Annotated in this window: 11 protein-coding genes; 6 read left to right on the forward strand and 5 right to left on the reverse strand. The window is 37.0% G+C overall.

Annotation, left to right across the window (positions count from 1 at the left end; all coding sequences use genetic code 11):
• Nucleotides 1-28 precede the first annotated feature (28 nt).
• The 3 genes from ACFIO3_RS04000 to thpR all read left to right on the forward strand — a co-directional run bounded on the left by ACFIO3_RS04000 (nt 29) and on the right by thpR (nt 1902).
• On the forward strand, nt 29-427 hold the full coding sequence (locus ACFIO3_RS04000) for a PTS sugar transporter subunit IIA (protein ID WP_375606142.1): 399 nt from the start codon (nt 29-31) through the stop codon (nt 425-427).
• Between the two features lie 17 nt (nt 428-444).
• Nucleotides 445-738, forward strand: a complete 294-nt coding sequence (locus ACFIO3_RS04005; protein WP_012754483.1) for an HPr family phosphocarrier protein — start codon at nt 445-447, stop codon at nt 736-738.
• Between the two features lie 624 nt (nt 739-1362).
• The gene (gene thpR / locus ACFIO3_RS04010) at nt 1363-1902 is read left to right on the forward strand and encodes an RNA 2',3'-cyclic phosphodiesterase (RefSeq protein ID WP_375607938.1); all 540 of its coding nucleotides are present in this window, start codon (nt 1363-1365) and stop codon (nt 1900-1902) included.
• A 95-nt stretch (nt 1903-1997) separates the two neighbouring features.
• Here thpR and grpE read toward each other — a convergent pair whose 3' ends face one another.
• Nucleotides 1998-2660, reverse strand: coding sequence for a nucleotide exchange factor GrpE (gene grpE / locus ACFIO3_RS04015; protein ID WP_375704126.1), 663 nt, complete (start codon nt 2658-2660; stop codon nt 1998-2000).
• A gap of 124 nt (nt 2661-2784) precedes the next feature.
• Complete coding sequence (gene hrcA, locus ACFIO3_RS04020) at nt 2785-3855, reverse strand: heat-inducible transcriptional repressor HrcA (protein WP_375610010.1); 1071 nt, start codon at nt 3853-3855, stop codon at nt 2785-2787.
• A gap of 514 nt (nt 3856-4369) precedes the next feature.
• Between hrcA and rdgB the strand changes: the two genes are divergently transcribed.
• Together rdgB and hemW are read left to right on the forward strand one after the other, a co-directional pair.
• Nucleotides 4370-5017: an RdgB/HAM1 family non-canonical purine NTP pyrophosphatase gene (gene rdgB, locus ACFIO3_RS04025; RefSeq protein WP_375607935.1), complete on the forward strand. Its 648-nt coding sequence runs from the start codon at nt 4370-4372 to the stop codon at nt 5015-5017.
• Nucleotides 5014-6213 (forward strand): radical SAM family heme chaperone HemW, encoded by a 1200-nt coding sequence (gene hemW / locus ACFIO3_RS04030; RefSeq protein ID WP_375607934.1) that lies wholly within the window; start codon nt 5014-5016, stop codon nt 6211-6213. Before rdgB ends, hemW begins: the two co-directional genes overlap by 4 nt.
• 1847 nt (nt 6214-8060) lie before the next feature.
• Here the strand turns inward: hemW and dapE are convergent.
• The 3 genes from dapE to ACFIO3_RS04045 all read right to left on the reverse strand — a co-directional run bounded on the left by dapE (nt 8061) and on the right by ACFIO3_RS04045 (nt 11024).
• A complete protein-coding gene (gene dapE, locus ACFIO3_RS04035; RefSeq protein WP_375606136.1) occupies nt 8061-9233 on the reverse strand; it encodes a succinyl-diaminopimelate desuccinylase in 1173 nt (390 codons plus the stop codon).
• A 226-nt stretch (nt 9234-9459) separates the two neighbouring features.
• A complete protein-coding gene (locus tag ACFIO3_RS04040) occupies nt 9460-10206 on the reverse strand; it encodes a M48 family metallopeptidase (protein WP_375606135.1) in 747 nt (248 codons plus the stop codon).
• Between the two features lie 38 nt (nt 10207-10244).
• The gene (locus ACFIO3_RS04045; RefSeq protein ID WP_375704127.1) at nt 10245-11024 is read right to left on the reverse strand and encodes an alpha/beta hydrolase; all 780 of its coding nucleotides are present in this window, start codon (nt 11022-11024) and stop codon (nt 10245-10247) included.
• A 196-nt stretch (nt 11025-11220) separates the two neighbouring features.
• Between ACFIO3_RS04045 and infC the strand changes: the two genes are divergently transcribed.
• Nucleotides 11221-11706, forward strand: a 486-nt coding sequence (gene infC, locus ACFIO3_RS04050) for a translation initiation factor IF-3 (protein WP_375704128.1), incomplete at its 3' end; no start/stop codon positions are given.

An 11706-nucleotide genomic window follows, 5' to 3' on the forward strand; every position in this document is an offset into this window, starting at 1 on the left:
TCTTATTAGTTAACAGGAGTTTGCGTAAATGATTGGACTCGTGCTTGTAACGCACGGTGAGCTGGCTGTCGAATTTTTACATGCCGTGGAACATGTTGTTGGAGTACAAGAAAAGTTCGCAACAATATGCGTTTATCCCGATGACGATATAGATCAGCGCCGAGGTGATATTATAGCCGCAGTAACCGATACAGATACGGATCATGGCGTCATCATATTAACAGATGTGTTCGGTGGAACACCATCAAATATAGCTATTCCTGCTATTGAAAAAGGACGCGTTGAAATGATTGCGGGTGTTAATTTGCCCATGCTTATTAAACTGATTTCTATTCGCAAATGTCCTGATATTTCATTATCAGACGCGTTAAGAATAGCACAAGAAGCAGGGCGTAAATATATTAATGTACCAAGTATAATTTTATAGCGGATAATAAAATACCAATGTTTTCCAAAGATACCCTCCCATGTATAAGTCGTCATTTCAATATCTGTAATAAACGTGGGTTGCATGCACGTGCCTCTGCAAAATTTGTACAAACTGTTGACAATTTTAATGTTACTGTTGAAGTTGAAAAGGACGGAAAAATTGTTGGCGGATCATCAATTATGGGACTTATGATGCTAGCGGCTTCATCCGGTTGCAACCTTACCATTCGTGTTTCAGGACCAGAAGCAACAGATGCTCTTAATGCTCTTGAAAAGCTCATCAATAACAACTTTGGAGAGGAAAACTAGTGCTTTTTCATCATAAACAAGGATGATAATTCTTAGAAAATAGGAACTTTCCATCATTATTTTGAATTTTAATTTCTCTTCCCGCTTTTATACCAATATTCATATCCATTATAGATTGGTATAATTATCATAAATGTAAAAGCTTATAGTTATTTTGTTATGCAATAATTTTTTCCTTTTCCTAACATTATTTGGCCCATTTGAATAGTTTTGCGTATTATGGCTATTCCCCAACTTAATCATATAATTAGACCTTTACAGAAAAGAGAACTCTTCACCTTTGTATTAGAATATGCTTTATTTTAGGCTAAAGATAAATGTCAAAATAATTTCGCACATCAAAAATCTATCAACTTTCTTATTTTCTGCTCACTTTGTAGCTTTTATAATACACAAGTAATCTTCCATTGCACATCATTGTGATACAGATCATGAAAATGCAATTCTTATCAATGTCATAACCATTTTCTTAAAACGAATAAGCTTTGTAAGCTCATAATTATAGTAAGAATTCTTTAGACATTCTTTTTCTATACTATTGCCTTGTTTTCTGTGGTACGTGCCCCGCCCTTATTATCTATATTGCGCTTGGGATAACATCTTTCATTATAAGGAGATAATATCATGGATCGTCTATTTAGTGCTCTTCAGATTCCTCAACAAACAACAAAAGCCCTCATATCATTGCAAAATGGCTTACCAAAAGCGCAATGGATCAATCCGCAAAATTTTCATGTAACCTTATCTTTTTTTGGCGAAGTTGAAAGCTCCCTAGAAGATGAAATTATGCATACCTTTAACACTATAGAACTTCCTTCTTTTACGCTACAGATAAAGGGTTTTGAAGTTTTTAGTTCAGAAAATGCTCCCCATTCTCTTGTGGTTTGCATTGAACCTTGTGAAAAGCTTACTCTTTTACATGAAAAGATGCAATATATCCGGAATAAATTAGAGTTAAAGCCTGATGAAAGACTATTTATTCCGCATATCACTCTTGCACGAATATTTGATATTAATCTTAAAGATCTTTCTTCTTATCTATCTTCTCGAGATGATTTTTCGCTCCCTCCTTTTGAGGTTGATCATTTTGTTTTATTGTTATCGGCCTCTCCCTTAAATAAGACTCCCTATATTGTAAAAGGAAGTTGGGCGCTTCAAAGATAAAAGGGTGTTATAAACACCCTTTAAAAAAAGACTTCATATATATGTAATTGCAGGGAATACTGCATTTTATGTTGGAGATTTATTATTGATGTGTTTTAAGCCGAATCAGCTTCAACAGAAGCTTCTTTTGCTCCTCCTTTAGCTACACCCACTATAGCTGGACGTAGCACCCTTTCCCCGATAATATAACCTGCCTGAACCACTTGTTGAACAGTATTATCTGGAACATCAGCATTGGGAATTTCAAACATCGCTTGATGAAAGTGAGGATCAAATTTTTGCCCCTCTGGATGAATTTTTTGCACCCCATGACGTTCTAATGCTGCCATCATGGCACGTTCAGTCATTTCAACGCCTTCTGCTAATGATTTCAAACCAGCATCACTCTCCCGTGCACCTTCTGGAATCGCTTCCAAAGCACGATTGAGATTGTCAGAAACCGATAACATATCCCTTGCAAAATTAGCAATGGAATAAGCCTTTGCATCCGCCACATCTCGCATAGTACGGCGTCGAAGATTTTCCATATCTGCAACAAGACGTAAAAGTTGATTTTTCAATTCTTTATTTTCATCCTGCAAAGACGCTAAAAGATCACTAACCTCATTGCTTTCTGTTTCAACGACTTCGTGTTCCTCTGTTTTATGTGTTTTTAAAAATTCATCGGCTGCCTGTTTAAGTGTATTACGATCAGCTGGATTTTTTAAATCACAATTTTCAAATGAAGCGTCAGTAAATTTGTTTTTTTCATCAGACATAAAAATTTTATTCCTTCATAAGATTCGTTATTCTCGATATCGAAATTCTACAGACAAAAATCAAGGGGTATCGATGTATATAATACAATGAGCTTTTATAGTACAAATACTTACTTGCACCGTTTTAACGCAATAACTGTGACACAAGTTGAGCTGTATAATCAACCATGGGCACGATCCTTGCATAATTAAGCCGTGTAGGACCAATAACACCTAAAGCACCAATGACTCTTTGTTGTGAATCACGATAAGGTGCTACAACTAAAGAAGAACCAGAAAGTGAAAATAACTTATTTTCTGAACCAATAAAAATTCTAACCCCAGAACCTTCATCCGTTAAATCGAGAAGCTGTGCCATACTCTCACGCGTTTCAAGATCATCAAACAAATGGCGCAACCGTTCTAAATCTTCTTCTGCTTTTACATCTTCAAGCAAATTGCTACGCCCGCGAACAATGAGGTGTATTTTATGATCAGCATCTTCTCCTCCCCAAAGAGCTAATCCCGTTTCAACAAGATGATGCGATAAATCATCAAGTGCAGCCCGTGTTTCTGCACATAAGCGGGCAATTTCCCCTTTAGCTTCACTTAGTGTGCGCCCTTGGATATGGGCATTGAGAAAATTCGTTGCTTCCGTCAATTGTGCATGAGTAACCCCTTCTGGTAAATGAACAATACGATTTTCAACTTCACCTTGTTGAGTCACCAAAACGGCAAGAGCGTTCTCCCTATCAAGGCGCACAAATTCAATATGTTTCAATGTTCCTTCTTGTTTCGTTGCTAAAACAAGCCCTGCCCCACGTGATAGATCTGAAAGAACTCGGCTTGCTTGAACAAGAAAATGTTCAACCGATTGTGCATGACCAGCCTCTTTGACTTGCATTTCAATATTTTCTCGCTCTTCGTTTGGCAAATCACCCGCTTCCATAAATGCATCAACAAAAAAGCGTAAACCTGATTGTGTTGGCATTCGACCCGCAGAAACATGTGGTGCATAAATCAAACCGAGATGTTCAAGATCACTCATCACGTTACGAATCGTTGCAGGTGATAATGTCTGTTGCAAAAGCCGCGAAAGATTACGTGACCCTACAGGTTCCCCATCATTAAGATAAGCTTCAACAATATGGCGAAAAATATCACGCGAACGCTCATCAAGATATTTTAGTTCATTATCAATAGTTTTGTGTTTCATCACAATTGTTTCACTATTTTTAAAATCCTCATCTCTTATATAAGTTTTGCCAAGGTTTGGTCAAATAGTCTAAAGTAGTATAAAAACATATTATCCTATTGAGCTGTAAAATGCTACCTTTCAGAGTGATGCTTGATAAATTACGCAGGAAATATTTTTTGTTAGAGTGTATGAGAAATATTTAAGATAAGAGTTGATCTGTAAAGTGGTCTGCTGTAGGGACTTGTCAAAAGAATCTAGATTGATTAAAAACCGCTGTAAGTAGAAAATTTTACCCTTTAGAGCAAGCAGAAAATTGGAAATTTACCATAAAAATGCTATCATAAAAAAGACATGTCTTTCCTATCTTTGCAAGGTTATCTTCGTACAAGATAAAAAATTTTATTGGAACAAAATATCATAAAACATGTAAAATAATCATATCATGTAAAATCAAGCAGAATGTGTGTGTATGAGCATTTAAGCCGGTTTTTAGCACAAAAATAATTCCCCTTTCATTTTTGGAGAAATCTATATGAGAAGCATAGCAGATAAAAAACTTGTCATTGCTACACATAACACCGGAAAATTGCATGAAATCACTACTTTAATTACGCCTTTCGGTTTAATAATACAATCGGCAAAAGAAATGGGCTTGCCAGAACCAAAAGAAACAGGAAAAACATTTGAAGAAAATGCTTATATTAAAGCTTTTTCAGCAGCAAAAAAGACAGGACTTCCTGCCCTCTCTGATGATTCAGGCTTAGAGGTAGATGCATTGGAGGGTGCGCCAGGCGTTTATACCGCTGATTGGGCAATTCAAGCCGATGGTACACGTAATTTTCCAAAAGCTATGAAAAAAATAGAAAATGAACTCCAAAAAGTCGGAGCACGAGAAAAAAACCAACGGAAATGCCGTTTTATATCCGTAATTTGCATTGCATGGCCTGATGCTCATGCAGATTACTTCCGCGGATGCGTTGAAGGAACGTTCATTTGGCCTCCACGGGGAGACAAAGGCTTTGGTTTTGATCCTATTTTTTTACCCGATGGATATGAAAATACCTTTGGAGAAATGTCAACAGAGCAAAAACACAACTGGAAATGTAATGATATTCCCCCTCTTTCACATCGCGCACGTGCTTTCAAACTTTTGGCAGAAAACCTTTTAGCATTCTCATGAATGAACCTTTTGGCATTTACATTCATTGGCCCTTTTGTGCAGCTAAATGTCCTTATTGTGACTTTAATTCGCATGTTCGCATCCATGGTGTTGATCAACCACGTTTTGTCACCGCCTTTAAGCGCGAAATAGAAACGCAATACCACAAAATAGGCCCACGCCATATTACAAGTATTTTTATTGGTGGAGGAACCCCTTCTCTTATGGAGCCGCAAACTGTCGATGCCCTATTGCAAGCACTTGCAAAAAAATGGGTAGTCGATGATAAAGTTGAAATTACATTAGAAGCTAATCCATCCAGTGTGGAAGCAGAGCGCTTTCGTGGATACCGTACGGCAGGTGTTAATCGCTTATCTCTAGGAATACAAGCGCTCAATGATAAAGCATTGCGCAAACTTGGCCGACTCCATAATGTGGAACAAGCTCTTTGTGCCATTACTTTAGCGCGACAAATTTTTCCACGTTTATCCTTTGATCTCATTTATGCCCGCCCTGAACAAACTCTTGAAGAATGGAAATCTGAACTTGTACAAGCAATTGATTTAGCAGCAGACCATCTTTCTCTTTATCAATTGACAATCGAAGAAGGAACTGCCTTTAAACGGCTTCATGATGCAGGAAGACTTATCCTTCCCCCATCAGAGCTAGCAGCAGATCTGTACCATCTTACTCAAGAAATAACCGCACTGCATGGACTTCCTGCCTATGAAATCTCAAACCATGCAATGCCCGGTGCCGAATCAGCACACAATCTTCTTTATTGGCGTTATCACCAATATGCAGGCTTTGGTCCAGGAGCACATGGACGTTTCATTGAGCACGCACCGAATCATTCCTCTTTCTGTTCAAAAACATCATTATCACACCTTAAAAACCGTGAACGTTATGTCACAATAAATGAAAAACATCCCGAACAGTGGCTTAATTTGGTAGAAACAACAGGACATGGCTGTATTGAAACGGAACATTTAACCACTGAACAACAGGCAAATGAAATGCTCCTTATGGGATTACGCCTTTGCGAAGGCTTAGAACTTATACGCTATGAAACCTTAAGCCCTAAACGTATCCCAATGGAAAAACTGATCGATTTACAACACCAAGAATTGATAGAAATGGTGGATAACCAACGCTTAAAAGCAACAACCAAAGGACGTATTGTTCTTGATCACATCATCAGCCAACTCGCAAACTAAAGTTTTTATAACAACATACTTATTTTAATCATAATTATCATTTTTCATAGCAAAAGCGAGACTAAAATATTGTAAGATTCCCTTATTTTAAATCTGTTTATAGTCAATTAATTACAACCATTCGCTTACACCTTAAAAATAGGGAATGTGGATAAAAACTATAAAAAAGAGGCAATACCTTTTATGAACACTCTCAAATGAAAGCTATCGCAATATTTTGAGCTGGAAAGTGTATAGTGGTCTAGCTTTTTTCATAAGCGCAAAGATGATGCAATACTATAGACTTTATACACTTCACGGAAAATTACATATTCATAAGAACCATTGTAGCATGAATATGATAAAAACTGAGAGATATTTCTTTAAAACAAGCACATGAATATATAACACGATGATTTTTGTTCTTTATGAGATCGTGGCACTATTAAAGAACCAAAGACATAAGCATGAAACAATCTCTATTATTTACTCTAGATTCTTTTGAAAACTGTAAAATCGCATGAAAAAGGATAGTAAAAAGGTACATTTATTTTTACCTTTATGCTTTTATATCCTCCCTCAATGAGACTCTATGTCTGCTTGTGAAGAAGCAAAGCCGAGCACCAGCACATAACTTTACCAGCTCGTGGGTGTTGCGACGGCCCTTGGCACTTGAGACGGTTCATAAGAGACATTTGTATTCCTTTCTTCTATAGTTTTTACCCACACACTCATCCCCGCTTGTTATGTGCAAGCAAATGATTTCTCTTGATTTAAGATAAACAGGTTTGAAATGAAAGAATCCTCGAATATTAGGGCTCTTACCCAACATGCAAAACAATGAATTATTCTTATAAATCAATGTGATGTATCTTAAGAGATTACAAAAACAGATATACATGCAACATTTTACCTCACCCTGACATATAAAAACTGTTGTAACAAAGAAAATTGTGAACCAATATTTGAGACATGCCGTTGTGTGCTTGGTATTGATTTATAAGGTAACAGCAAAATCACGAATTTTATTAAACATACAATGCTATAAAATCACAAATATACTAAATATGAATCGGCATTGCTTCGTTGGCGAGCAAAATGGTATTCGTTGCATATCACCTTACTTGTATGTGTACATGCTTATGGCTATCTATACACGTCCTTTAAGGTTATTTTATAACTAATTGAAAATAATAATATAGGACAATCCTTGACTAAAAAAGTCAATGTGATGCTACAGAAGAATTTCTATATATCTTTATCATCAAAAATATTAAAGCTGATTGGATAAGCTTACTTTCTATCTCATAATGATTTTTTCTACAATAAAGGTTCTTTGGAGTAACAAAGAGTATGGCAAAATATATGGATAAAATAAACTTGAAGCGTATTTCTATAGGCTTTATTTTAAAAGAAGTTCATTGAAACAAGGAAAGCATTTTATGAACATGCAGAAATCATATAAGACATGTGGTATGAATGAATGCATTTACGTTGTACGAACTTTTTACAATAGCAGCATGTTTTTGTGTGTCTTTATGGCTCCAATCTGTCATCACACAATGATGATATAATATTCATTGTTTTCCATATATGATTGCGTGTGACTTCCTTTCTACACTTTAAAGAACGAATATTTTCAATCCAATATGGTCTAAACAGTTCTGCTTCTTCAAACAGGTCTCTTTTGGCTTTTCAATTATGTAATTCACTTAACTAAAGACTCTACAGGCAAGAATCCCAACTTAAGAATATTCATCACTTACTCTAAGACTACTTAATATATTAAGTTTTACGAGTCTCGTATCACCACACCTTATCTTATGGCACAACAAGACAAAGGTATTTTTGAACCAACAATTATTTCTTTATGCAAAAAAATCAACAATAAAACGCTCATAAATAGCAGTGAGCGTTTCCACGGCTTCAAGAGATACACACTCATCTACCATATGCATCGTTTGCCCTGGTAAGCCAAACTCAACCACTGGGCAATAGTCCTTAATAAATCGCGCATCTGAAGTACCACCAGAAGTAGAACATTCTGGTATACTCCCTGTTACACATTTAATCGCATTAGATACAGTTTGAATGAGTTTATCATTTTTAGTCAAAAAAACATCCCCTAAACTTGGAATCCATTCAAGCTGATAAGAGGGATATTGATCACTATTGTTTTTTGCTTGCACCAAAGCAAGGCGCTTTTCAATTTCCTCCATCAGTGTTTCTTTTGTCCAAAGATCATTGTAGCGTATATTAAAACGAACCGTTGTCTGCGCTGGAATAACATTGACTGCTAAGTTACCGGTATCGATGGTTGTTAGTTCTAAATTACTCGGTTGAAAATTCTCTGTCCCTTTATCTAAAGCTGTTTGTGTCAATACTTGAATCAGCTTACTTGCCAAAGGCAAGGGATTGGCAGCCCGTTCTGGAAAAGCAACATGGCCTTGGCGACCTTTCACGATAATGATACCAGAAATCGATCCGCGACGACCAATTTTGATAATATCACCAACAGTCTTTACACTTGTTGGTTCTCCCACAAGAGCCGCAGTCCATTTTTCGCCTTTTTTTTCTGCCCATTTGAGAAGTTTTACCGTACCATTAACGGCAGGTCCTTCTTCATCACCTGTAATTAAAAGGCTTACCCTTCCTTTAATGGACTGTTTCTCAAGAACTCGCGCTAGAGCCGCAATAAAACAAGCGATACCACCCTTCATATCAACAGCACCCCGCCCATATAATTTCCCCTGATCTATAACAGCTTCAAAAGGTGGATAAGTCCAATCTTCCAATGCGCCTGGCGGTACGACATCCGTATGACCCGCAAACATAAGATGGGGTCCTTCACTTCCCATTTTTGCATAAAGATTTTCAACATTATCTGTATTTTTATCCGTAAAAATAGGGCGATCGACGTGAAATCCCATTTTTTTCAAAAATTGTTCCAAAGTTGATAAAGCCCCTGCTTCATGAGGTGTAACAGAAGGACAACGAATAAGTGCCTGTAATAGCTGAAGTGGATCTGTAAGAACAGACATAAGGTCCCTTCCCATTTTTTTATAAGTCATCGGAACTTAGAGTTATTACGCTGAATTACAAAAAAGATAAAGCAAAAACATTGAAGACACTCAGCAAACCAAGCAGGGGAGAACAATCGTGCTGAGAGCTTCAATGGCTTCCTCATTATGATGCATGAGCAAGCACACACTCAACAAAACACTCAACAAAAAGTTCCGTTAAATATTGCCTTCATTTGAAAGTTTTTTACGCCTCTAATTTATATGAATCAAAATTAATTGCATGCAGTCTAGGAGCATTTTCTTTCAACCAAGCTCGATATGTTTTACTATCAGGACATAGCTCTTCACAAAGAGCCCAAAATCTTGGTCCGTGATTCATTTCAACAAGATGAGCAACTTCATGGGCAACAACATACTCAACAACTTCTTTTGGTGCCATAATAAGGCGCCAAGAAAAAGAAAGACGCTTATCGATTGAACAAGAGCCCCAACGACTTCTCGTATCTTTATAACAAATGGATTTGACTTTACGTTCTACCTGATGAGCATAAAGTGCCACCAAAGGCGTTATAATAAGCGCCGCTTGTTTTTTTAAAACGTCAGCAATGCGTCTTGGAAGATATTCTAATTGACCATAAACAATAATTTCAGGCCCTTGCTCCGCATCTGCTGTAACAATTTCTGTTACTCCACGTCCCTTTCTATGCTTTATGGTATGAGAAACGCCCAATAAAGGTATTGTCGCCCCCTCTTTGAGATAAGCATTTTCAGGAGAGACTTGTACACGAGCAAGACGTGCCTCAATCCAAGACCGATGTTTTTCAATAAAATTTTCAACCGCATAGAGATTTATCGCTGGTGGTGTTGTTACACAAATCTCCTGATTTCTGGCATCGATACGTAAGGTAAGACGGCGCGCATACTTATTTTCCCGCACCCGTACAGGTACAGAGCGATCAGAAAAAATAAAATGCTGTTTAGAAATGCTCATATATTTTTATCTTCATCATTAATAAATAAATATACCCCTTATTTTGCATTAATCTGATTAATAAAAGATCTCAATACTGCTTCAAGGCAATCTAAATCTTGTGGACGAGAAAAGCGATGATCTGCATCACGAACAAGTGTCAATGTTACATCATGGAGAGGTAAATGATCAAGTAAAGTCAATGTATGATGATAGGGAATATCTTCATCTTCCATCCCTTGTAGAATATGGACAGGACACCCAACATCAATGCATCCTTTCATAACACAATTTTCGCGTCCATCTTCAATCAATGTTTTTGTAAAGGGCATTGGCTCTATATCATCAACTGCAGGTCGTTCAATATAGCCTTTTTCTTCCAAAACCTTCCATTCTTCTGGGCCTAATTTTGGTTCCACCAATGTTTGTGTAAAATCAGGCGCTGGAGCAATCAATATCATGCCAGCAAGCTTCTTATTTTTCTGTGCTAGCATCATAGCAAGCCTTAGCGCAATCCACCCACCCATAGAGGAACCAATCAAAATTTGTGGACCCTCACAATAGGTTTCAAAAATCGCTAAACTTTCCTTAACCCAACGCGAAATTGTTCCTTGAAAAAAATCACCTTCAGATTCTCCATGTCCAGAATAATCAAAACGTAAACAAGACAAATCATTCTTCTGAGCAAACTGATCAACTAACGTTGCCTTACTTCCCAACATATCGGATTGATAGCCAGGAAGCCAAACCAAACCTGGAGATTGGCGCCCCTTGCGATAGCGTACCGCAAGTGCGGTGTTCTCAAACGAAAAAAACTGACAAGGAATATTTTGATCCATGATTCTTTATCCTCCATAAAACAATTTCTTTAAATTAAGAGAAAAACTTTTATAATCTAAATCATTCCAAAAAGTAATAAATCAAATAATGAAAAAGATACGAATTATTGTTGTTTTTAGGTGCATAATTGTATATTAAATTAACTGTAGTTGAATCAAAATTTAAGGAGCATAAACCATTCGTAAACCGTTTAAAATGACACCTACCCAAAAAGACGGACCACGTTCAAATCAGGATATTCGGGTACCTCATGTTCAGCTTATCAATGATGAGGGACAACATAAGGGAGTTGTTGCGATACAAGAAGCTCTTGCTATGGCTGCAGATGCGGGACTTGATTTGGTTGAAATTGTACCAAATGCGGAGCCACCTGTATGTAAAATCATCGATTTGGGAAAATTAAAATATCAAACCCAAAAAAAAGCTGCTGAAACACGTAAAAAGCAAAAAGTCATCGAAATCAAAGAGATTAAGATGCGCCCAAATGTTGATGTCCATGATTATGGAGTCAAACTCAAGGCTGTTCATCGCTTTATTGATCATGGTGATAAAGTAAAGATTACTTTGCGTTTTCGTGGTCGTGAGATGGCTCACCAAGATCTTGGATTAAAGCTTCTTCAGCGTGTGAAAGAAGATACAAGTGAAATTGCCAAAATCGAATTGGAGCCAAAGCTTGAAGGC

Source organism: Bartonella sp. AD328YNZD (assembly GCF_042196425.1).

Excerpts from the sequence above, each read along its gene's own strand:
- dapE (WP_375606136.1), bottom strand. The coding sequence starts at position 9,233 with ATGTCTGTTCTTACAGATCCACTTCAGCTATTACAGGCACTTATTCGT.
- grpE (WP_375704126.1), bottom strand. The coding sequence starts at position 2,660 with ATGTCTGATGAAAAAAACAAATTTACTGACGCTTCATTTGAAAATTGT.
- ACFIO3_RS04005 (WP_012754483.1), top strand. The coding sequence starts at position 445 with ATGTTTTCCAAAGATACCCTCCCATGTATAAGTCGTCATTTCAATATC.
- rdgB (WP_375607935.1), top strand. The coding sequence starts at position 4,370 with ATGAGAAGCATAGCAGATAAAAAACTTGTCATTGCTACACATAACACC.
- ACFIO3_RS04045 (WP_375704127.1), bottom strand. The coding sequence starts at position 11,024 with ATGGATCAAAATATTCCTTGTCAGTTTTTTTCGTTTGAGAACACCGCA.
- thpR (WP_375607938.1), top strand. The coding sequence starts at position 1,363 with ATGGATCGTCTATTTAGTGCTCTTCAGATTCCTCAACAAACAACAAAA.
- ACFIO3_RS04000 (WP_375606142.1), top strand. The coding sequence starts at position 29 with ATGATTGGACTCGTGCTTGTAACGCACGGTGAGCTGGCTGTCGAATTT.
- hemW (WP_375607934.1), top strand. The coding sequence starts at position 5,014 with ATGAATGAACCTTTTGGCATTTACATTCATTGGCCCTTTTGTGCAGCT.
- hrcA (WP_375610010.1), bottom strand. The coding sequence starts at position 3,855 with ATGAAACACAAAACTATTGATAATGAACTAAAATATCTTGATGAGCGT.
- ACFIO3_RS04040 (WP_375606135.1), bottom strand. The coding sequence starts at position 10,206 with ATGAGCATTTCTAAACAGCATTTTATTTTTTCTGATCGCTCTGTACCT.